This is a genomic window from Singulisphaera rosea (assembly GCF_054877945.1).
On the sequence record NZ_JBTYIP020000004.1, the window covers coordinates 131,725 to 153,045 of the forward strand.

A 21,321-nucleotide genomic window follows, 5' to 3' on the forward strand; every position below is an offset into this window, starting at 1 on the left:
CGATTGAGGGGCAGCAAAGTCGCCGATGCGTGATCCGCTCGCTTCTCGATGTGTGGTGCTGCTTACCGGGCCCCCCGGAATGTTGGTGGGCAATGCCCACCCTACAAGGCTTTCCGCACCGATTTCGTCCCATGAGCCGACCCGGTTTTAAGAAAAAAAGGCCGGGTTTCGGGACCGCCTCTCACTCCTTCGGGGCGAGCTTGATGACTTCGGCCGGGTCGATGGCGATGCCTTTGTGGAAGACCTTCGCGATCGAGCGGGTGTTTGCAATCTTCTCGAGCGGGTTCGCGTCGAGGAGGACGAGGTCGGCGACCTTGCCGGGTTCGATGGTCCCGAGGTTGGCCTCCTGCCCGAGCGCCTTGGCGTTGTTCAGCGTGGCGCATCGGATCGCGGCGGCCGGCGGGAGGCCGGATTCGACGAGCATCTCCAACTCTTGGTGGAGCGACGTACCGGGCGGGCAGTACGGTTCGGGGGTGTCGGTCCCCGCGAGGAGGGTCACGCCGGCCCGGTAGAGGATCCCGGTCAGTTCCTGATACTTGGCGAACTCACCCCGACGCGCCGGGAGGGTCGCGGGGCTGAGGTTGAGCTTCGCCGTGTCGTCCCTCCAGAGCTTGAGGAGACGGGCGGGCATGACGTTGTTGTCCGGATGGCCGTAGATCTCCGGCAAATCCGGCAGGAGGATCATGTTGCGGAAGACCGCCAACGTCGGGTCGACGATCGTCCCGTGCTTGACGATCTCGCCGATCAGGTGATTTGCCTTGGGATTGTGGAGGTCGAGCGTCGAGCGGAAATCAGGCCGACGACGCTCTTCCGGGGTGATGATGAAGTCCCAAACGCCCCAGATATGTTCGAGCACGTCGATCCCGTCGGCGACGGCATCCTGGGCCGCGTAGTTGCCGAGATGTCCAATGACCTTGAGCCCGCGCTTGTGCCCTTCCGAGATCACCAACCGTCCGATCTCGCGCGGGACCCCGACATAAATCTTGAGCGACGTCACCCCCCAGGCGGCCATGTCCTCGACGAACGCGGGCACCTTCGCCGGGTCCGTCAGGGCTTTGCCGAAGACCATCGCGGGGGATTCGTAGTTGTGGAACGGGGGATCCTTGTCGATCAAGGGACTGCACATGAACACCCGTGGGCTGCTCTCGGGGTGCTCGTCGGCGAACCGCGCGACGAACGTCTCCGGGACGACCTCGTCGCCGGTGTCGCGGACCGACGTCACGCCGGCGGCGATGAAGAACGGGAGGATCGTCTCGCCGGTCATGTGGGTACAGGCCAGGACGTGGACGAGGTGGACGTGGGCATCGATGAGGCCGGGGATCAGGTATTTCCCCTTCGCATCGATCGAGACCGCCCCCGCCGGGACCTCGGCGGGGGCGTCGGCCGTCCCGACGGCCCGGATCTTGCCGTCGACCAGGACCACGGTCCGTCCGGGGAGCATCTCGCCCTTCGCCACGTCGAGGATCGAGCAGTCGCGTAAGACCGTCGGCCGAGGGGCATCCGCCATCCCGGCGCGGCCGACCGCGCAGGCGAGGACGGCGTAGAAGACTCGAAGCGTTTTCATGGGTGGTATTCTCGGGGGATCGCCAATGATCTGGGGAGGAGTTCCATCGCGGGACCATCGCCGAGCGGGTATCTCGCGCCGTCAACGGCCCTTCGAGGCGTCCGACTTCCCCTTCTCCTTCTTGGCGGGTGCGGGGATGCCCTTGAGGTCGGGGAAATCGATCGCTTGCGAGCCGGCGACGACCTCGCGGACGATCTTGCTCTTGGTGTTGGCGTCGGGCGGGAGGGCCTCGACGAGCTCCTCGCGCATGGTCCCCGGGGCCATGTGGTTGGGGACCATTCGGCCGGTCTTCTTGACCCCCCGGATCTCGACCCGGTTCTGCCCGACGACCGGCCCCCCTGCCTCGGGGATGTTGTACAGCCCCTTCGCGATCACTCCGCCGGCGGAGGGCCCTTCGGCCGTCCCCGCCGGGAAGAAGTTGATCGACCCGCCCTCGAGCAGCTCGCCGTCGACGCGCACCTCTCCGTGGACCGGGGCCCGCTGCAGGCCGTCGCCGGACCAGCAGCCGAGGGGGAGGGTCGCACCGATCAGCAAGGCCGTCGCGCGAGGCCAGATCCTTTGCGTCATGGTTGTCCTTTCAACTCAACTCGGCCGATTCGCGATGGTCCCTGAACTCAATTGGAATCCGCCGAGAGGACCTCGCCGGCGCTGATCGATCCCAGGCCTCGCCAGACGGCGATGTTGACCGTGTTCTTGAAGAAGCGGACCGAGCCGTCACCCACCAGGACGTTCACCCCGCCGGGATGCCGGCTCCGCGTCGCGGCCTGGTCCGTCCCACCGCCCGTCCCGTCCGCACAGGGAAGATTCCGGGACGGGTAATTGAAGCAGTACGAAGGATAGAGGAGGTCGGGGCTCGAGCTGTTGGGCGTGAGCTGGGTGTAGAGTTGGCTGAAGCCGGAGAAGTCGCCCCAGAGGCAGCCTCGGCCGTCGTTCGCCTCGCCGCTACCAGTCAGGTATTCGCCGATCAGCATACTGTTACTCGTGCCGTCGGTGAAGCTGGAGATCTTGGTGACCGTGTTGAAGCCGAACGCGGCCGGCAGATGATCGGCGGTCTTGTAGTACGCCTGGTAGAAATTGTTGTTGCCGAAGAAGCCCAGGTAGTTGCTGCGGCTCAGGTAGTTCGTGAGATTATCGGGGGCGTCGGCCGGGTATTTCTGCTTGAATGGGGCGTTGGCAACGCCGTCGCTCGGGCAGAGCAGCGTGGCGATCGTCACCCCGGTGATGGCGGTCGGCCCGAACGAATTCACCGTGTTGTACCAGGGGAGCCCGAACGGGGGGCCGGTCAGGCTGAAGTTGAAGTTGTTGTAGACGTTGGTCGCCTCCATGAACGGGTAGAGGTGGACCATCCACGTCTGCCTCGGGGTGTCGAACGGCCCGTTCTTGTTCAGCGCCCCGGGCGGGAACGAGCCCAGCGTGTCGTGGTAGTTGTGCATCCCGATGCCCAACTGTTTCAGATTGTTCACGCACTGGATGCGCCGCGCGGCCTCGCGCGCCGACTGCACCGCGGGGAGTAGCAACGCGATCAAGACCGCGATGATCGCGATCACGACCAACAACTCGATCAAGGTAAATCCGCGCCGATGCCTGAGGCTCATCTGAGAACTCCGGGGACGTGGGGGTGACGCCGACGACCTGGGTCGTGCGAGGGCCGGAGAGTCCGCAATGGTCAGAATCGATCGTACGGTCGACGGAGGCGGGACGAACGCCCAAGAGGCTAGGGCAATCACCGGGACTTGATGACGAAGAACCCGGGCCGATCGATGGGAAAGCTCGATGCTGCCCGCTTCTTTAACGTTAAAGCGAATCTAGCGACCGCCCAGGGACCTGTCAAGCGACGGAACGATCCTTTCTGGATAAATCCAAAAAATGGTGTCGAGCCCTTTTGCATGAGAACGGGTTGATCGACGCCCGCCCACGTTTCGGGCCAATCGAGATTGATGTGTCGACGTGCGATCCTTTCGATCCCGCGCTCACCAAATCCCATGCGGCGCTTCGAGCAAACAAGACCCGAACGACCTCCAGGCTTACCCTGTCGAAGCCAGCATGCCCGGGGCCAGTTGTCGGTGTCCGATCCGACGCGCTCCTGGTGACCATCCCTCCACCCGAGACTTCGAATCGTGATGTTACTCAAGAGCTTGCGGACGCTTCTCCTCCTCCTAAACTCTACAATCTCCCTTGCCGCTCCCACCGAATCCCGCGTGGATGCCGACCGATTGATGGAGACGATCGCACGCAAATACAACGCGGACAATTTCGGGGGGATCTACGCCCTTGCCGGTGACGCCTTCAAGAAGTCGCTCGACGAACGCACCTTCGTCCGGTTCTTCCGGCGTAATCGAAATGGCGGCAACATCCTCCGATGGGTTTGCACTTCGGAGCAAGGTCGCCGGGTCACCTATCGACTCGAGATGGAGGCTCGGGACATGCTCATGACCTTGGAGGTCCGATCAGCCGAACAGTTCGACACGATCGGCCTGGCGAATGCCCCGGTCGAGGTCCTTCGCCAGGAACGAGCCGTCCCCACCGACAATCCGTTGACAACCCCGTTCGACCGCGCCGTCGACGCCGCAGCCAGGGCGTATTTCCTCAACCCGCGCGCGGCCGGCCTCTCGATTGGGATCATCCGACACGGGTCGACTCATGCCTTTCATTACGGCGAGACAGGGCGGGGCGAAAAGGCTCTCCCGAACTCGCAGACCCGCTACGAGATCGGCTCGATCACCAAGACGTTCACCACGACCCTGCTCGCCCAGGCGGTCTCTGACGGCAAGGTTGGCCTCGACGACGACGTCCGAAATTACCTTGTCGAGCCCTTCCCCGGACTCGAGTTCCAGGGTCGGCCGATCCGGTTACGCGACCTGGCCAACCACACCTCGAGGCTCCCGACTCTCCCCGACGATGTCGGAACTCAGCCCGGCGCCCGGCCGCTCACGCCGGAATGGAACTATGGTCGGCAGCGGTTCTTCGAAGCCTTGCGGAACGTCCGCATGCCCGGTCCTCCCGGAGACCGGATGGAATACTCGAACTGGGGAATTGCCCTCCTCGGCCTCTCGCTCGAACGAGCCTACTCGCAGCCGTATGACAAACTCCTTGCGCGATCCATCACCGTCCCGCTCGGGATGAAGGACACGTCTTACGGGCCCGACGCGGCCGCGCGACAACTCGCGGCCGTCGGACATTTCGAGAACGGCAAGGTCGCCCCATACCAGGACCTGGACCAGTTCGGGCCCGCCGGCGGCATCCTCTCGGATCTCGACGACATGCTCCTGGACCTCAAGGCCCAACTCGAGGAATCCACCCCGGCCATCACCCTGACCCATCGCCCGACGGCCAACGGGATCGGGCTGGGATGGGGCGTCCGGACGGTCGACGGCGTGCGTGAGATCCAACACAACGGGAGCACGTATGGCTTCACGTCCCACATCTCCGGCTTCCTGGAACCGCGGAGTGGGTGCGTGATCCTTTCCAACAGCAAAGCCCCGCTCGGACCGCTCATAGGGGCCCTGCACCGCGAACTCCTGCACGTTGAGGGCCGGGCACGGTCAAACAGATGACCCTGCCAACGTCGCGTCCTCAACGTCGGAGTCAACTTTCGATTATGAGGGGGGAAATTGCGTCAGTCGGCAGTCATGTCAGGCGCTTCCGCGCCGGACGAGAGAGGCGGGAAAGACGACGTCGAGCGAGGAAAAGGCACCGTCCTTGAAGTAGCCCAGGAGCAATTCGGCCGCCTTGCCTCCCATCTCGTAGCCGGGAAGGGCGACGGTCGTGAGCGGAGGGTCGACGAAGCGGGCGAACTCGAAGTCGTCGAACCCGACGATGGCAAAGTCGGAGGGTACGACACGTCCGAGCCGGCGAGCGGCCTGGAGGGCCCCCACCGCGAGCACGTCGTTGGCGCAGAGGATCGCGGTGACGGACGGGTCGCGGCGGAGGACCATCTCGGTCGTCTCCCTCGCGTCCTCGAAGGTCTCGTGGCCGACCCTCCAAACGCGACTCCAGCGCCGGCCGCTGGCCCGCATGGCCGCGTCGTAGCCGATGAGACGTTCCTCGACCGCCGGCCAGGAGCGGTCGGTCGCCAGGAAGGCGATGCGATCATGCCCCTGAGATCGGAGGTAGGCCACGGCGGCCTCCGCCCCGCTCCGGTCGTCAGCCCGGATGCAGGCCACCTTCGGCGACTTCACCCGTTCTTCGACCAGCACGAACGGGCAGCCACTCTCCTCGAGCTCCTTGACGTGGGCCTGCCGGCGTTCCGCCGTCCCCGAGAGGTGGACCACCGCGCCGTCGAATCGTCGCTGGTGCACGAGGCGACGAAACCCCTCCCCCGCTTGCTCGGGCTCGAGCCCGTTGACGAAGAGCGAGTAGTCGTGCCGCCGCAACACGTCGATCATCCCGCTGACGATCGCGACGTGGAACGGGTCGGCCAGGAAGCGTGAGGCGGGGTCGATCGTCAGGAACGCGACGGTGTTGGAGCTCTGCGACCGCAACGCCCGGGCCTGGGCGTCGGGCTGGTAGTCGAGGTCCTCGATCGATTTCAGGATTCGTTGACGCGTCTCCTCCCCGACCTGGGAGGTCCGTCCATTCAGGACGTTGGACACGCTCTGCAGCGAAACACCGGCGTGCTTCGCCACATCCTTCATCGTAGTCCTTGCCTTCATCGCCCCCTCGCGAACCCCCGAGACGCCACCGGGGCCGACGTCGGCCCAACCTGCCAGGACGTTCGAGAACGTCCCCGAGCAGGTCCCGACACTCGGAGCGGCGTCACCTCGGCCGCGCTGTGTCCCTCAGGATTCCAGCATTATAGCCGAAGTGGCGCCCCCACGCCTCAGACTCGCACAGCACCGCGCGGGGCTCAGGCCTTTTCAGTCGAGGGCCACTGGGGTTTCGAGCAACCGGACTCGAGAGGAGTCCGCGTCGAGCTCGATCCACCCGCCATGCGGCAGAGTCGCGTTGAACGGCGTGTGGCCGAGTGGGAAATTCAACAGGACGGGGACCCGAAGCTGAGAGGCATACTCTCGGACGACGACCTCGACGGCCTTCTCGTCCGTGTCGTCGAATGTGCCGACGATCAGTCCGGCAATACGGTCGAGGACTCCGGCGAGGCGAAGCTGGGCGAAGTAGCGATCGATCCGATACGCCGCCTCGCCCGTGTCCTCGACGATCAGGATGTTGCCATCGGCTTCGAGCGCATAAGGTGTCCCCAGCGTGGCACAGATCAGCGTGAGGTTCCCGCCGACCACTCGTCCCCTGGCCTTCCCCCCGACGAGGGAAACAGGCTTCGGCCGCCCCTCCGGCAGGTCGACGACGACTCCGTCTCTTGCGTTCCCCGAGAACCCTTCCCCTCGAACAGTCTTCCAAAAAACCGACGAAGCGTAGGCGTATTCGCCGTCGACGCGATACAAGGCGCTTTCGGGCATCGGCGAGTGGAACGTGATGACGCGTGAGCGTCGGGCGACGGCCAGATGCAACGCGGTCAGGTCCGAGTACCCGGTGATGATCTTCGGGTCCTTCCGGATGGCCTCATAATCGACGCGGTCGAGGATCCGCATCAAGCCATATCCGCCCCGGCACGGGAACACCGCCCGGACCTCCGGGTCTCGGATCGCCTCGTTGAGCTCCTTGGCCCGAGCGTCGTCCGACCCCGCGAGATAACGGTCCCGCCGAAACAGGTCCTTCGGGACCCGGACCCGGTATCCCATCGCCTCGAGACTCTTCCGACTCTGTTCCACGCGGTTCGGATCCGACGGCCCCGCTGGGGCTACGAACGCGATCGTATCCCTCTCACGCAAGGCCCGAGCCTTCTTCCAGTCCATTTCGCCGCGAGCTTCACCGGCCGCCAAAGGTCCGGACCGTCCCAACATTTGGCCAGCGGCGAGGGATACACCAGCGAGGATCGAACGTCGGCTCACTCTCAAGGGACGCCTCACGCTACAGGGACCATCGAAACATCAGAAATCACAACAACCAATACACATAGAGAAGCTAAAATCATCTACCAAACACGACTGACGCCGACGTTGTCGAATATCACGTCGGCACCGACGATGGAGATCTGCTCGCATATCGCCTGGGAATTGAGGACCCGACCGAACGGGTCAGTGTGGTGGAAGGGTAGATCGACGACGAGACCGCGAAGTGGTCGTCACCGATCGGCACCCATTCGAAGTTCCTGCGAATCATAGGCTGTGGGAAGAAGCCCTGATATTGGCCGCCGATCTCCAGCGTCTTGAGGCTCACCTTGATGGCGCCATCCCACGCCATTGTTCGACCCGCGGACCGACTCCTTTCTTAACCTTATACCATAGACCTTCAAGGCCCGAGATAGGATCGTCGGCAACTTTCCGTCGCACGTTGAGCCCTCAAGAAGATCGACTTGGCTTCACCGATCTCCCCCCTTTCGAGTGCGAGACGGAGGGAATGGATCGCGTCGTGAAGTTCCCGGGTCTGGCGGAGCGAATCGGCTCCTGGAGGGTGGAGGCGAATCGTGGCACCGAGGGGGAGTTTGTCGACGAGTCGGTTCCAAAGATCGAGATGATAAAGGGGAGTGGCTCGGTCCCTGGCACCGAGTTCGCCGTGGAAGTCGGCCTTGACGATCTGGATGTCCTGGAACACCTCGAAGGGGCTTGGATAATAGGCAAAGGCCCCGGCCAGGAGGACGGCGAGCGCACCGAACCCGGCCAGCCCCCTGCCCCACGACGTCGGCAGCTCTCGACTCCAGATCGAGGATGAGGCGACCGGGGCGTCGAGGTTGGGTTCGTCAGGCACGTGCGTCGCGTAAGCTTCGCACGAAAGTCGAGCGCCGACCTTGCGGCACGCGAACCCACCGAGGATCAGCGCCCCGAGGGCGGCGGTCGTGAAGAGTCGGAAGGTGCTCGCGCCCTGGAGCTCACGCCCGATCTTGGCAGGGAGTGCGGCGAGTCCCTCGTTCGGGGGGTAGGGATTCGCGAGGCGGCCGAAGTGGTCGTTGTCGGCGTTGACGGTGCCGACGGGCGGGATGAACGAGTCGACGGCGTAGGCCCAGCCGATCGACAGGCCGAGGATCAATGCCGTCCATAGCGCGAGCGCAGGGAGTCCGAGGTTCCGCCCGATCCAGGTGAAATGGCCAAGGGTCACCCCGACGCCGAGGACGAGGAGCAGGAACATCGCCCCCGGCGACTGGCGGAACTTGACCATCTCCGGGATCGCCGTGATCCCCTGGTCGGGCGTGAGGTAGCTCAAGGGCGCGACGGCGGCCATCGTCGGGATCGCCAGGGGATCGCCCACGAACATGGTGTCGGCCAGGTACGAGGGCGAGAGCAACGAGGCGAGCACGGTCGCCCCCAGGATCCCCGCGACGACGTCGACCATCACAGGCCCGGTCGCCACTCGGGCGGAATGGATCGCCGCCGCGGCAAGACGCCCCAGCCCGGTCGCGGGCAAGGGCTCGGCCTCCGGCTTCGTCGGCAAGTCCGGATCCAACCGCGAGCCGAGTCCGGCCCAAACCTCGCCGACGCCCACCGACACGACGAAGAGGCCGGCGAGCAGCATCGCGAGTAGTGGCAAACCGAGGTAGGACACCCCGTACATCAAGGAGACCGGGTTGAGCACCGGCGCGGCCAGGGCGAACGTCAGGATTATCCGACGGGGGACCGCCGCACGTCGGAGCTCGCCCAGGACCGGCAAGATTCCTAGGGCGCAGACGGGAAGGAACGCCAGGGCCGCCAGCCACGCCTTGAGCGGCCCGGTCCATCCCCCCGAACCCAGGAACGCCCTCAGTCGAGCTTGGCCGACCATGCCTCGGAGCACACCGGCGGTCACGAAACCCGTCAAGAGATACTGAGACGACTCGACGACGATCTGGATCGTCCTCAAGACGACGCCACCCACGATCTCCTCCGCGTTCAGAACCATCGGGACAGACCTCCTCCGAAGGAAAGGGCCGGCGATGGGCCGGCCTCCTGGTGTGGTGCGTGTTGTCGACGCCTCGGCTCCCTCGCCTCAGGTGGGGACGACGACCGAGTCGAGGATTTCAGTCAGGACGCGGGAGGTCGCTTCCGGCTCGATCCCGAGCCGGACTTCCAGCGTCGGCCCGGCGACGTCCAGGACGTCGTCGGGGGTGACGAAGACCCGGCCGTCGAGGAAGGCCCTCGCCTGGGCCAAGCGTTGCCAGACCAGGAGCCCTCGGGGGCTCAGGCCCAGGGTCACCTGCCGGTGGTTGCGGCTCGCGTGGGCGAGCCCGACCAGGTAGTCCCGGACGGCGGGGCCGACCGCAACGCGCGCGACCCTCGCCTGCAAGGCTCGGAGGGTCTCCGCACCGATCGACTCGACGCCAGCATTGGGGATCTTTCGGTCGGGACCGGCCGCGGCTTCGAGCATGGCGAGTTCGTCGGATCTCTCGGGGTAGCCGATCCGGAGCTTCATGGCGAACCGGTCGAGCTGGGCCTCGGGGAGTGGATAAGTCCCGTGCTGTTCGACAGGGTTCTGGGTCGCAATCACGAAAAAGGTCTCGGACAGCACGTGCCGGACGTTGTCGATCGTCACCTGCCTTTCACCCATCGCCTCCAGCAACGCGCTTTGGGTACGGGGGGTCGTGCGATTGATCTCGTCCGCGAGCAGGACGTCGGAGAAGACCGGCCCCGCCAGGAACTCAAAGGCCTTCGTCTGCTGGTCGAAGATGCGGAAGCCGGTAACATCGCCCGGCAAGAGGTCGGGGGTACACTGGACCCGAGCGAACCTCCCTCCGATGGCCCGCGCGAGCGCCTTGGCCAGGGTCGTCTTGCCCAGCCCCGGCAGGTCTTCGATCAGGAGATGCCCCCGAGCGAGCAGGCACGCCAGGACTTGCTCGTTCACGGCTGCCTTGCCGCGAAGCTCGGAATTCAGGGCGGAGCGGATCAGGTCCATTGCGCCGAATTCGGCCTCCGTCGTCTGGGTCGCGTCGAGAATCACGAGGTCAATGGCCTTTCCATGGTCGGGGGGATGTTCCAGGCGCGGAACCGCCCGAGGGTCCAGTTTCGGACGACGCACCGGCACGTCGATCGGATATCGAGATCAGAGCGAGTCAGGGGGGGTGGCGTGCCCTCGGGAGAGTAACGAGCCCAGTCCGCCAGGCGTACCAACCTTGCGAGCTCGACCTCCGGCTCTCCGGCGAAGCCCCGAGCCAGCGGCGCATACCAACGCGCCGGGGTCGAACCCGGCGGCCTCGGCCGCCCCGCCCGAGTGGCTCTCTTTTCCACAAGGGCAAGGGTCGCGAGGGTGCCCCGACGCCCTCCCCTGCCGCCGGTCACTCGCCACGCCAGCGTCGAGATGGCGTCGAGCCCTCGCAGGCGGAACCGGACGATCAAGAGGGCCGCCAGCACGCTGGCGCCGCACTCGAAAGGATGCCTCGCCGCCCGACGCGCGGCCGAGCCCAGCGCCGCGACGAATCGATCGCCCCAGCCGGGACTTGGCCGCAAGAGCTCATAGCCCGGGGTCGGCTCGATCGCGACCCAGGTCCCGCCGAGCAGCATTACCTCGGCCCAGAAATGGACGTCCTGGCGAACGACCGGGGTGTAGCCAGTGCGGAGGTCGACAGATCGAGGGTCGACATAGAACCCGCTCACGAGCCTGGTCCGATAGCCGAGCGACCGGAGCAGGAGGACCGCAGAGGTTGCGAAAAGGTAGTCGGGCCCCTGCCTCGAGTGCAGGAGGAATTCGACCGCGGGGTTGAGCTCGCCGTCGCCCACGACCTCGCCTGGTACGTGCCTGTACGACCTTCGCAAGGCCTCGACGACCGCGGCGACCTGGGCCCATCCCCTGCCCTTCCCGACAACCCACGAACGCGCCAACGCGATGAGAGCCGGGTCCACCCTGGTATCGCCCGGGCGGGGGAGCGCGACGTCTTCATACCCATCGAGCAGCCTCGGGTCGACGACCTTCGCCGAGGTCTCGATCGTCGTCCCGGCAGGGACGGTCCGCCGGATCATCGTGAGGATCCCGTCCTGGGCCCAGCCGAAGAAGTCGGCGCGGTCGACGCTGCCGACCCGGAATCGGTCCAGGTGTCCGGGGACCGGCAAGGCGCTCGAGTCGAGGGTCCCAATCCGGATCGCGTGGGCCACGGTCTCGCCGAAAATGGACGGAGCCGGTCTATCCAGGCGAAACCACGAGCTGCGGCCGACCTTCTCGAGCGGACAGTCGACGCCGCAGTGGCCCTCCTCATGCCACGTATGCCCATCGAAGTGATCATACGACTTCAGCCGAAGGTGAAGCGGTGTTGGCCCTTTCACATACACGAGGGACTTGGCCTCACGCTCGCGAGGACGTCGCGTAGGACGTTCCGGCTTGCGTCGCACCAGGGAGAACTCGCGGCCGGAGTGGAGGTTCTCCGTCGGGCGTTCCTGCTGCTCCTTCACCTCCTGGGGGCCCAGGGCGATCATCCGCTCGGTCTTTCGCTTGGTGGGCTCGCCGTAGGCTTCGTTGAAGGCGTCGTAGAGGCTGGGACGGTCGGTGTCGAGGTAGATCTCGCTTTGAGTGAAACCGACGCTCTGTGGGTTCTCGCTGGCACTGACCTCGTTGTCGCCATCATTGACGCCCCCGCGAGCCTCGGGATCACTCCATTCGGTCCCTCCCGAAGTCGGGACCAGATCGAAGAGAGCGGTGGCGGCCCGGGATGGCCCGATAACTACGCCTGCGAGGACGCAAACGGCGACCCCGAGGATCCACGCCGAGCCTCCCCCCCAAGGAATTGGTTTCGATTTTGAGCCCTCCTCCCTATTCAGAGAGTCGAGACGCGTCCAGTACGCCAGCATCAGCCAGGTGGTCCCGCCGACCGCGTGGAGGCCAACCAGGGCGAGGAGGAGTCGCCCTTCGCCCAGCGAGGCGGCCACGAGGATCAAGAACAGACTGATGAGCGCACAGAGCCGAGAGCAGACCGGTCGCCTCGACAACACCGCGAGCCCAAGCCCAAGGTTGCGTAGCGAGGCGAGGAGCAGGATCTCGAGCATGGCCGGCCGCCTATGCCAGCAGAATCGAACCAGCGCGTCGGCTTCCGGCAGCAGGAAGGCCCCAAGCAATAACATGATCGCAAAAGGCGACGGGACCGATAACGTGCCGACTGGCCCGCATGTTCGCCGGGAGGCCGGCCTCCGATCAAAGACCAAGGCCAGGATCAAGGTGGGGGCGATGAGCATACCCAGCGTCGTCATGATGACGTGACTGACCACACGATCGGGTTCGGCGAGCGCCAACTCGAGCGCGAGGGTCGACGTGAGCACCATGAACAGCGTCACGCGCCTGACGTTGGGGTCCTCGACGTCAGCCATTCGACGAGCCCTCCTTCCAAGCGCGGCGGAGCCTTTGCGGGACCCGTGTCGCATCATCGATCCAGATCCAGGGTCGGATTTCGATCCCGCTCGCGGGAGAGGAGCGGTTCGGGGGTCCGAACCCCGAGGCCCGAAGGACCACGAACCGATCGGCCTCGGATTCCAGGTTTCGTCTCCTCCGGAGAGAGCGAATTCCCAGGTCAGTAGTGACGACGACCCGAAGTCCTCCGCGGAATCGTCGACACTCGGGCATCTCGAGGAGGTCGTCGAGCGTAAGGATGCCCCCGGGCTCGACCCGAGCCAACGCATCCAGGCCTCGAGCCCGCCGCACCGCCGTCGATCCGCCGGCCGCGGGGATTGCCCGACCTTCAACGACCAACTCGACGGTCGCGCCCTGCTCGGTCCAGCCCTCGTAGAAGCTGGCGGCGACTCGGATCGCCCATTCGAGGGAGCTGTCCGCCCCCTGCCCGGTATGCGAAGTCGCGTGGGTATCCAGGACGACCTGGACCCTCGACGCCGAGTGCGACTGGAGCTCGCAGACCACGAGTTGCCCGTGCCTCGCCGTCTGCGGCCAGTGGACCCTGCGGAGCGAGTCCCCTCGGCGGTAGGGCCTGACCCCCATGACGTCGCCCGAGGTACCGGGATGCTGGCACGACGCCAACCCTTCGGAAACCTGGCCCGAAGCCTCGGGTATGGGGCCGACCGGATACGCCCTGGGCCAGACGAGCAACTGCGTTAAGTTATGCAGATGGCATGTTGCCTCGCGGATCCCGAACGGGAACCCCGTCGAGAGGTTAGGCGTCTCCAGCGGATACGCCCCCCGGCAGACCGGCGTGAAACGCCAGCGTGTCTCCGACGTCCGGAAGCCGGGTTGGTGCGCCAGCCCGAGGACCCTTGACTCCGCCGCCGAATCCGCCCTGCCCGAGGGGGCAAAACCCCGCGACAACGTCACTCCCCAGGCCCCCCAAGGCGCTCGGTTGCGGATCCGCAGGCGAACGCCGACCGACTCCCCTTCGCGGCATCGCTCCGATTCGAAGTCCAACGAGCCTCGCAAGGCCCAGACCTGAGCCCAGGGCCATCCGACCCCGACGAGGATGACGGCCACGATCCCGATCAACACGACGAACGCTTGGCCGTGAAGGACGATCCCGCAAACACCGGAGATTAAGGCCACAAGGGCCAGGGTTCCCAGGGGGGTCCGCAACCAATGAAGATGCTGGGCCACTCCCGGGAAATAGTCTCGGGAGAGGATCCGGCCCCAGGTCTCACTCCGTCCAATCTGGATCATCATGGCCTCAAGGAAATCCCTCTTTTGAGATCTCGGAACGGAGAGCTTCTGCGTAAACGGGATGTCAGCGATTACGATTGAAAATATGGGAATCCAGAGAGCAATTCACCCGGATTTCGTAGGGTGGTCACCTCCCACCGGTATCGAGAAGGCCCAAATAACTGGTCCGACCCAGCGCAGACGCGGGCCAAGCCCGAAGGTCATTGCCCCCCACAATCCGGTTGACGGGCAAGACTCGAGATCACGAACATCTCGATGTGGATTCAACCTGAACAGTGGCGCCGAGAGACGTCCGTCCCAACGACGCTTTGGAAAAGGGGTGCCGCACCGACGGGATGAGTTCCCTCGAAAACACGCCCCCCCCTCGAAGTCGGCTCCGTGCAAGGCTGAAACGAAGGACCCCAAAAGTCCGCTCCGGCCGAGCGCCGAGAAACCTTACCGTTCCCCGACCGGACTCTTCACCCCATGGACGTCATCCCTTTCACGCCGAGGCGGTTCCAGTCGGCGGCCGCGAGCTATATCCAAGGCCGCCCGGCCTACCCTTTCAAACTCTTCCGGCGAATCGCCGAGATCGGCCAGCTCAACACCTCCCACCGTGTGATGGACCTCGGCTGCGGCCCCGGTCAGGTCGCCGTCGGGCTTGCTCCTTTCGTCGGTCGAGTCGTCGCGGTCGACCCTGAGCCCGAGATGCTGACGCTCGCGGCCGAGTTGGCGAAGAAATACGGTGACCGAATCGAGCTCGTCGAGGGGAGCTCCTACGACCTCGGTCCCGAGTTCGGACGATTCCAGGTCGTGGCCATGGGTCGCTCGTTCCACTGGATGGACCGGGCCGAGACCTTGCGACGCCTCGATGCGATGATCGAGCCCGCGGGCGCCGTCGTCCTGCTCCACGACGAGCATCCGGGCTTGCCCGACAACGCCTGGTACGCCCCCTTCCAGCAGACAGTCATGCGCTACGCGGCCGACGACGTCGCGAAGTCGGTCCGGTCGAAATGGGCCGCGCACGAGGCCGTCTTACTCGAGTCGCCGTTTTCCCAGCTCGAGCGAGTGAGCGTGTTCGAGCGTCGACGAGTTTCGCTCGATGAGCTCGTCTTGAGGCTCCAGTCCATGTCGAGCGTGGCGCATTCGCGGATTGGGCCCAAGGCCGACGAGCTCGCCCTCGACATCCGTCGCGAGATGTCGGCCTTCGCCCGCGCCGGATTTCTCGACGAGGTCGTCGTGTACTCGGCCCTCCTGGCGACGAGGCACGAGACCTGAGGGAACTTCGGCAGGAAATGCCCACCCGACGCGGAAGGCAAGAATCTCTCGTAGGGTGGGCATCGCCCATCTAGCCCTTCTCACTTTGATATGACGCCGTCGATATCAAAAATCAAAGCCGAATCAAGGCCCGACTCATGACCTCCCTGTGTTCAACCGCCTAGACTTCGAAGATCAAGCAAGGTCTCTTGTCGAGAGAAAGCCCGCGTTCGCTGTGACAACGGGGTATCTGTCCACTCCTCTTGTTTCAAATGACGTTCGCAATATAATCCTCGGGCCTCGTCGGCCGACGGGCCCGAGCGTCGTTACGAACAGGGCGTCCGTCGGGAGGGATTCTGATGGATCCTCCGTCGGATGCGTGGGGCGGGTGCACGGACGATCGCGTCGAATCCGCGGAGGCAGGGTCATGAGTCAGGGGATGAGCGGGAACCGTCGCGTGGTGCTGACCGGGTTGGGGACGGTCAACCCGCTCGGCCGAGGGGTCGCCGAATTCTGGAAGGGGCTTTGCGAAGGGAGGAGCGGGATCGGGCCGATCGAGCAGTTCGACGTGAGCGCCTTCCCGGTCCGGTTCGGCGGCGAGGTCAAGGGATTCGACGTCGACGCCCTGCCCGACCCTCGCGCCGGCCGCAGGATGGACCGGTGCTCTCGGTTCGCGGTCGCGGCGGCGGCCGAGGCGATCAGGGACGGCGGACTCGAATTAGCAACCGGAGATCCTTATCGTCGTGGAGTCGTGCTCGGTTGCAGCATCGGGAGCCTGCACGAGTTCGAGGACGGGCACGACGCCTATCTGCGAGGAGGTCCGCGTCGGATCAGCCCGTTCGTGATCCCGAAGATGATGCCGAACGCCGCCCCCGCCTCGGTCGCGATCCAGTTCGGCTTGATGGGGCCGAGTTCCTCGGTCGCCTCGGCGTGTGCCTCGGCGGCGGACGCGATCGGCGAAGCCTTCCGGATCATCCAGCGCGGCGAGGCCGACGTCATGATCACGGGGGGCTCGGACGCCTCGATCACCGTGATGGGCCTCGGCGGATTCATCGCCGCCCGCGCCCTCTCGACGCGGAACGAATGCCCGCAGAGGGCGAGTCGCCCGTTCGATCGCGACCGCGACGGGTTCGTCTTGAGCGAAGGCGCCGGTGTCGTGGTGCTCGAAGAGTGGGAACACGCGAAGCGCCGAAGGGCCCGGATCTACGCCGAGCTCCTCGGCTTCGGCCGCACGAACGACGCCTACGGCATCGCCGCCCCCCACCCCGAGGGCCGGGGCGCCCTCCGGGCCATGATCAACGCCCTGGACGACGCGCAGATCCCGCCCGACCAGGTCGACTACCTGAACGCCCACGCCACCAGCACCGTCCTCGGCGACAAGGTCGAGACCCGGGCCATCAAGAAGGCGTTCGGCCCGCACGCCGACCGCCTGGCCATCAGCAGCACGAAGAGCATGACCGGGCACCTCTGCGGCGCCAGCGGTGCCGTCGAGTTGATCGCCTCAGCCCTCGCCATCACCCACGGCGTCGTCCCCCCGACCATCAACTACGAAACCCCCGACCCGGCCTGCGACCTCGACTATGTCCCGAACGTTGCGAGGGAGAGGCCCGTCCGCCGGGCCCTCTCCACGAGTTTCGGATTCGGCGGGCACAACTCCTGTTTGATTGTTGGCTCGATCGCCTGAAATCCAATCGCGTCTATTCGCCAATTTCCCCTTTGCTCTCGCCACACTGGTACGTCCCCACGAAGACACAACCCCGAAGATCCCGAGCGAATCGATTTCCCTTCGGGTTTTCTCCCTCGGCTCTTTGTGTCTTTGTGCCATTGTGGTGAATCGCTGGCGGAGTCGACCGGGCAGAGATTTGGACCACGCCGGTGACCGGCTCAGTCACGGAACCGCGACGCGGCGATCATGTCGCAGAAGTTCGGCCGGACGTAGCCTGGCAGAAGCTTGGCCAGGACATCCGCCTTGACGTTCCCGAACGCGGTCTCCGGCTTGTGGGCGATGCCCCCGGCGAAGGCTTCGATGATCTGCCGCTTGAAGTCGACGCGGGGGAAAACCGCCAGGATTTGCTCGCGGACCTCGTCAGACAGGTCGTCATAGCCGATGCCCAGGACGTCGAGCTCGACGCCCGCAGTGACGAGGGCCACCTCGGGCTTCTTCCATTTCGGGATCCCCGGCGTCGTGTGCAGGGCGATGGCATCCCAGACGACGTCGATCGACGCCTCGGGGACGCCATGCGTCCGAAGGAAGTCGCGGGCCGCGTTGGCGCCGTCGACCTCGAAACGCTCGGTCGCGCTCCGGTACGACTTGGTCAGCCCGAGGTCGTGGAAAATCGCGCCGATGTACAACAACTCCGCGTCATAAGTCAGGCCCTGTCGGTTCCCCTGCAAGGCCCCGAACAAGTAGACGCGCAAAGAATGGTCGAAGAGCAACGGCGACTCAGTGTCCCGCACGAGCGTCGTCGCCTCGACGGCGAGCCTGCTATCGGGGATCGAAATACCGGCGATCTGCTTGGGAAGCATCGGACATCCTCCAAACATTGGAAAAAAGTCAGGGAACCTTCACGTGAACTCTTGAGATTTTGCAAATTCCATGACCGGGCGCCCCCCGATGGGCGATCGGGTCTTGCCGTGGAGACCTCAACTTGCGGCTCTTGGGCCCGTCGAGCGTCGAGGCACCCGACCCCGGGACTCAACCGGCGGGCGAGGCCCGGAATCGCCCTCGGTAGTCGTTGGGCGGCACATGCAACACCCTGAGGAACGAGCGTCGCATCGAGTCGGCCCCACCGAACCCGCATTCGCGGGCGACATGCTCGAGCCCGGCGTCGGTCTCCTCGAGGAGGCGACGCGCGGCATCGACCCGGAGCCGCTCGACAAATCGCGCCGGCGTGGTCCCGACCTCCTTGTGGAAGACGCGTGCGAAGTTACGCGAACTCATGTGTGCGCGACCCGCCAGCGCCTCGATTGAGAGGTCTGCGGCGAGATTCTCGCCGACCCAGAGTTGGAGGTCGCGGAGGGGGCGACGCTCGGCGGCCTGCAACTCCAGGAGAGGGCTGAATTGCGACTGTCCCCCAGGCCGACGGACGAACAAGACCAGATGGCGGGCGATCGTCAACGCGACCTCCCTCCCGAGGTCGTCCTCGACCAAGGCCAGCGCCAGGTCCATGCCGGCGGTCACCCCGGCCGACGTGAAGAGCGATCCGTCCCGGACGAAGATCGGGTCCGGCTCGACCGAGACCTTGGGATACTCGCGGGCGAGTCGTTCGCACCATCGCCAATGGGTCGTCGCGCGTCGGCCGTCGAGCAGCCCTGCCGCGGCCAGGACAAACGCCCCGGTGCAGATGGACCCGACGCGAGCCGCTCGAGAGGCCTTGCGACGTAGCCAATCCCCCAACACCTCGTCCCTCTGAGCCTCCCACACACCCGTCCCTCCCGGGACGAGCAGCGTGTCGATCTCGCCTCGCACGCCAGAGAGCGAGCCCGTCGCCAGGATGACGACTCCACTCGACGTCTTGATGCACAGCTCGCCGGTCGTCGAAACGACTTCGACCTTGTACTCCTCGCCGACCCCGTCCTCACCGAACGCCTCGGCGATCGACGAAAAGACCTCGCCCGGCCCGGCCACATCCAGCAGGTTGACCCCGGGATAAGCGACGAGAACCACTCGTCTCGTCCTGGATCGCAGCCCCGACTCCCGACCTCGCCGACGATCCCCCGGGCCAAGCATCTCGAATCTCCCCTGGCCTCTCGTGTCATCCCAAGGGAATCATAGCGTCGAACGCACCTGGCAGAAATGACAAAGTTCCGACAATTTCCGCCATTCGCTCCGAGCCACGATACTTGGGCTCACGTGCGCCGATGGGCGGCTTCATCGAGAAGGATCTCACCCACCTCCGGTCGTCTCGGCAACCCCAAGGTCCGAATCCCATTCGAGAAAACGCCTCTCCTTTGATTTTTGTCCTTATTTTCAATACAACGAGTATCCCCCCAGCGTTCAGGACGTACCACTCGTTCGCAAAACGAGAATCTCATGACATCATCATTAATTTTGATCGCTTGTCTGATGACGGCACCACCGTCGCAGAGTCGCGACTCGGCGACGGGTTCTGACTTGAAAGGATTCCTGACCCTGCCGCCATTGCCGCAGGGCTATGGAGCGGAGGTCAAGGAGATGAAGAAAGCCGGCAAGATCGTCGGCCATCAGATCTTCATCACGAAGAAGGATGCCGTCTCGAAGGTCATCGTCACAGTCGACGAGCGTGAAATCACGAGTCGTGCCGCGAAGGTTGCCACGACGAAGGGCTACATCAACGGCACCGCCAAGGCCATGGGAGGCCTTGGTGCGAAGCTCACCAAGAAATCGATCCCCGACCTCGACGAGGCCGACTTCAAGGAGCGCTTCGTCGTCGACCTCACCTACGAGGTCCCCGACGGAGGAGAGCTCCAACTCGAGCTCCAGGTTTTCTTCGGAAATGCAGGCTATAACATCCTGATCGTGGGAAGTACTCCGGAAGACTTCACGGCGCTGGTCAAGTGGGCGAAGTCGATCAAGGAGTCTTCAAGCGTCGACGGGGAAACCAAAGGCGGGAAGACGGGAGGTTAGGCCACGTAAGCCCCCCCAAGCCGTCTTCAGGCATCGCCCCCCTTCAATCGGTTAACGAGGTACGACGAGATGAGCACCGGAGCCCTCGCTCGATCTCGCGGGCGAGCCGGCCTTGTGAGCGGATTGTCCCGGCTCACTCGTGGACGACCAGTCCGAGCGCGTTGATCTCGCGTCCGTTGCTCCGGCCGTGGATGCCCGAGACGAGCTTGCCATCTCCGGAGACGCTCGCGAGGTTCCCCCCCCTCGGATCTCCGAGCCAGGGTGAAAGGTAAGAGTCGGCGGGGTCAAGTCGTCCGTCCTTGAACTTCATGAAGACGACCTGTAAGGCGTCGAGCAGGAGGCCCGTGCGGGTGTTGATCGCACCGACGGCGAAGCCGGGCCGGGCCACAAGGGTGACCGAAGTATCGAGGGGCGCCCCGTGTCGATTGCCCTCGCTGTACGCGTGGCCGAGTTGGAAGATGGGGAGGATCGAGCCGACTTTCAACCCGCCAAACGCGTCGATGTAGCCGATGCGGACTCCCACGAGCACTCCGCCTTTCGGGGCCGTTTCGCGATAGGCCTCGCGATCGTCGGGCCGCTCGGGCTCGGGACGGTCGACGACGCCGTCGGAGGCGACGCTTGGCTCGATGGCAACTTCGGCGGGCTTGCTCGGATCGGGCCCCGGATCGTCAATCTCGGCGGGTGTCGAGGAGAACGAGCTTGTCTTGGAAGCGAGCGGGGCGGCGGTCGCCAACACGGGAACATTCCGGAGCAACATGAACGAGTCAAAACGTCCCTGAATATCATCGGAGCGATATTTCGACTCCGGCGCGATCATGACCACCTGATAGAGCCGATTTCCGATGACAAAAACACGAGCCCGGCCGATCCCTTTCTCGGGGCTCGTCGTCGACCGGACTTCGAAGTGGACGTCGCGACCGTGGTGGAGGCCAAACGTGGTCGGCTCCTGGCTGGTCACCGACCACTGGCCGGCCGCGATCATCCCACGCAGCCCTCCGTCGAGGATCGCGTCAACGCCCTTCGCGCGGACGTACTCCTCCGGAAACTCGGAGTAGAGGACCGAATAGATCGACGTGTCCGGCTTCGTGCTCACGAAGCTGTGGAGCATCTGGAACCCGACGGGCGTGGTCAGGTTCTGATGCTGCGCCACGGGCTTCACGGGGAGCCGGATGCGGAAGTTCCCCGGATCGTCGAGGAAGACTTCGGGGTCCATCTGCGTCTTCTGAAACCCTCGATTCGGTGCGGGGGGATCCTTGGGCCCTTCGCCAAGTTCTCCGCATCCCGCTAGCAAGGACGACAGACCGATCGTCGCGACACAGCGGATCCATCCTCCCCTCACCCTCGTCCGCATCGCCGC

The 21,321-nt window shown here is 64.9% G+C and carries 16 protein-coding genes; 4 read left to right on the top strand and 12 right to left on the bottom strand.

Going from position 1 to position 21,321, the window contains the following annotated elements; all coding sequences use genetic code 11:
* Positions 1-181: 181 nt before the first annotated feature.
* From ACYOEI_RS09655 to ACYOEI_RS09665, 3 genes are all read right to left on the bottom strand, one after another.
* The gene (locus ACYOEI_RS09655) at positions 182-1,564 is read right to left on the bottom strand and encodes an amidohydrolase family protein (protein ID WP_462849219.1); all 1,383 of its coding nucleotides are present in this window, start codon (positions 1,562-1,564) and stop codon (positions 182-184) included.
* An 81-nt stretch (positions 1,565-1,645) separates the two neighbouring features.
* Positions 1,646-2,131 (bottom strand): hypothetical protein, encoded by a 486-nt coding sequence (locus tag ACYOEI_RS09660; RefSeq protein WP_462849220.1) that lies wholly within the window; start codon positions 2,129-2,131, stop codon positions 1,646-1,648.
* A gap of 47 nt (positions 2,132-2,178) precedes the next feature.
* On the bottom strand, positions 2,179-3,159 hold the full coding sequence (locus ACYOEI_RS09665; RefSeq protein ID WP_462849221.1) for a DUF1559 family PulG-like putative transporter: 981 nt from the start codon (positions 3,157-3,159) through the stop codon (positions 2,179-2,181).
* A 621-nt stretch (positions 3,160-3,780) separates the two neighbouring features.
* On the opposite strand from ACYOEI_RS09665, the gene ACYOEI_RS09670 reads away from it, so the two are divergent.
* Entirely contained in the window at positions 3,781-5,118 is a 1,338-nt protein-coding gene (locus ACYOEI_RS09670; protein ID WP_462849222.1) for a serine hydrolase domain-containing protein, read from the top strand.
* Positions 5,119-5,196: 78 nt separating this feature from the next.
* On the opposite strand, the gene ACYOEI_RS09675 is transcribed toward ACYOEI_RS09670, so the two are convergent.
* From ACYOEI_RS09675 to ACYOEI_RS09700, 6 genes are all read right to left on the bottom strand, one after another.
* On the bottom strand, positions 5,197-6,216 hold the full coding sequence (locus ACYOEI_RS09675) for a LacI family DNA-binding transcriptional regulator (RefSeq protein WP_462849223.1): 1,020 nt from the start codon (positions 6,214-6,216) through the stop codon (positions 5,197-5,199).
* 204 nt (positions 6,217-6,420) lie between these two features.
* On the bottom strand, positions 6,421-7,419 hold the full coding sequence (locus ACYOEI_RS09680; RefSeq protein WP_462849225.1) for a S66 peptidase family protein: 999 nt from the start codon (positions 7,417-7,419) through the stop codon (positions 6,421-6,423).
* Between the two features lie 448 nt (positions 7,420-7,867).
* Positions 7,868-9,448 (bottom strand): permease, encoded by a 1,581-nt coding sequence (locus ACYOEI_RS09685; RefSeq protein ID WP_462849226.1) that lies wholly within the window; start codon positions 9,446-9,448, stop codon positions 7,868-7,870.
* An 87-nt stretch (positions 9,449-9,535) separates the two neighbouring features.
* The gene (locus ACYOEI_RS09690; protein ID WP_462849559.1) at positions 9,536-10,438 is read right to left on the bottom strand and encodes an AAA family ATPase; all 903 of its coding nucleotides are present in this window, start codon (positions 10,436-10,438) and stop codon (positions 9,536-9,538) included.
* A 41-nt stretch (positions 10,439-10,479) separates the two neighbouring features.
* On the bottom strand, positions 10,480-12,834 hold the full coding sequence (locus ACYOEI_RS09695; RefSeq protein WP_462849227.1) for a transglutaminase-like domain-containing protein: 2,355 nt from the start codon (positions 12,832-12,834) through the stop codon (positions 10,480-10,482).
* Positions 12,827-14,125 (bottom strand): DUF58 domain-containing protein, encoded by a 1,299-nt coding sequence (locus ACYOEI_RS09700; protein ID WP_462849228.1) that lies wholly within the window; start codon positions 14,123-14,125, stop codon positions 12,827-12,829. Before ACYOEI_RS09700 ends, ACYOEI_RS09695 begins: the two co-directional genes overlap by 8 nt.
* A gap of 462 nt (positions 14,126-14,587) precedes the next feature.
* Between ACYOEI_RS09700 and ACYOEI_RS09705 the strand changes: the two genes are divergently transcribed.
* Together ACYOEI_RS09705 and fabF are read left to right on the top strand one after the other, a co-directional pair.
* A complete protein-coding gene (locus tag ACYOEI_RS09705) occupies positions 14,588-15,379 on the top strand; it encodes a class I SAM-dependent methyltransferase (protein WP_462849229.1) in 792 nt (263 codons plus the stop codon).
* Positions 15,380-15,785: 406 nt separating this feature from the next.
* On the top strand, positions 15,786-17,042 hold the full coding sequence (fabF, locus tag ACYOEI_RS09710) for a beta-ketoacyl-ACP synthase II (RefSeq protein WP_462849230.1): 1,257 nt from the start codon (positions 15,786-15,788) through the stop codon (positions 17,040-17,042).
* A 200-nt stretch (positions 17,043-17,242) separates the two neighbouring features.
* On the opposite strand, the gene ACYOEI_RS09715 is transcribed toward fabF, so the two are convergent.
* On the bottom strand, positions 17,243-17,884 hold the full coding sequence (locus ACYOEI_RS09715) for an HD domain-containing protein (protein WP_462849231.1): 642 nt from the start codon (positions 17,882-17,884) through the stop codon (positions 17,243-17,245).
* 169 nt (positions 17,885-18,053) lie between these two features.
* Positions 18,054-19,088, bottom strand: coding sequence for a GlxA family transcriptional regulator (locus ACYOEI_RS09720; protein WP_462849232.1), 1,035 nt, complete (start codon positions 19,086-19,088; stop codon positions 18,054-18,056).
* A gap of 303 nt (positions 19,089-19,391) precedes the next feature.
* Between ACYOEI_RS09720 and ACYOEI_RS09725 the strand changes: the two genes are divergently transcribed.
* Positions 19,392-19,964 (top strand): hypothetical protein, encoded by a 573-nt coding sequence (locus ACYOEI_RS09725; protein ID WP_462849233.1) that lies wholly within the window; start codon positions 19,392-19,394, stop codon positions 19,962-19,964.
* A gap of 133 nt (positions 19,965-20,097) precedes the next feature.
* Here ACYOEI_RS09725 and ACYOEI_RS09730 read toward each other — a convergent pair whose 3' ends face one another.
* The gene (locus ACYOEI_RS09730) at positions 20,098-21,315 is read right to left on the bottom strand and encodes a hypothetical protein (protein ID WP_462849234.1); all 1,218 of its coding nucleotides are present in this window, start codon (positions 21,313-21,315) and stop codon (positions 20,098-20,100) included.
* Between the last annotated feature and the right edge of the window lie 6 nt (positions 21,316-21,321).

Bases quoted from the DNA above. Each gene is read 5' to 3' on its own strand.
- ACYOEI_RS09655 (WP_462849219.1), bottom strand. From the start codon at position 1,564: ATGAAAACGCTTCGAGTCTTCTACGCCGTCCTCGCCTGCGCGGTCGGC.
- fabF (WP_462849230.1), top strand. From the start codon at position 15,786: ATGAGTCAGGGGATGAGCGGGAACCGTCGCGTGGTGCTGACCGGGTTG.
- ACYOEI_RS09695 (WP_462849227.1), bottom strand. From the start codon at position 12,834: ATGGCTGACGTCGAGGACCCCAACGTCAGGCGCGTGACGCTGTTCATG.
- ACYOEI_RS09680 (WP_462849225.1), bottom strand. From the start codon at position 7,419: ATGTTGGGACGGTCCGGACCTTTGGCGGCCGGTGAAGCTCGCGGCGAA.
- ACYOEI_RS09690 (WP_462849559.1), bottom strand. From the start codon at position 10,438: ATGGACCTGATCCGCTCCGCCCTGAATTCCGAGCTTCGCGGCAAGGCA.
- ACYOEI_RS09720 (WP_462849232.1), bottom strand. From the start codon at position 19,088: ATGCTTGGCCCGGGGGATCGTCGGCGAGGTCGGGAGTCGGGGCTGCGA.
- ACYOEI_RS09670 (WP_462849222.1), top strand. From the start codon at position 3,781: ATGGAGACGATCGCACGCAAATACAACGCGGACAATTTCGGGGGGATC.
- ACYOEI_RS09715 (WP_462849231.1), bottom strand. From the start codon at position 17,884: ATGCTTCCCAAGCAGATCGCCGGTATTTCGATCCCCGATAGCAGGCTC.
- ACYOEI_RS09675 (WP_462849223.1), bottom strand. From the start codon at position 6,216: ATGAAGGCAAGGACTACGATGAAGGATGTGGCGAAGCACGCCGGTGTT.
- ACYOEI_RS09725 (WP_462849233.1), top strand. From the start codon at position 19,392: ATGACATCATCATTAATTTTGATCGCTTGTCTGATGACGGCACCACCG.
- ACYOEI_RS09665 (WP_462849221.1), bottom strand. From the start codon at position 3,159: ATGAGCCTCAGGCATCGGCGCGGATTTACCTTGATCGAGTTGTTGGTC.
- ACYOEI_RS09705 (WP_462849229.1), top strand. From the start codon at position 14,588: ATGGACGTCATCCCTTTCACGCCGAGGCGGTTCCAGTCGGCGGCCGCG.
- ACYOEI_RS09730 (WP_462849234.1), bottom strand. From the start codon at position 21,315: ATGCGGACGAGGGTGAGGGGAGGATGGATCCGCTGTGTCGCGACGATC.
- ACYOEI_RS09660 (WP_462849220.1), bottom strand. From the start codon at position 2,131: ATGACGCAAAGGATCTGGCCTCGCGCGACGGCCTTGCTGATCGGTGCG.
- ACYOEI_RS09685 (WP_462849226.1), bottom strand. From the start codon at position 9,448: ATGGTTCTGAACGCGGAGGAGATCGTGGGTGGCGTCGTCTTGAGGACG.
- ACYOEI_RS09700 (WP_462849228.1), bottom strand. From the start codon at position 14,125: ATGATGATCCAGATTGGACGGAGTGAGACCTGGGGCCGGATCCTCTCC.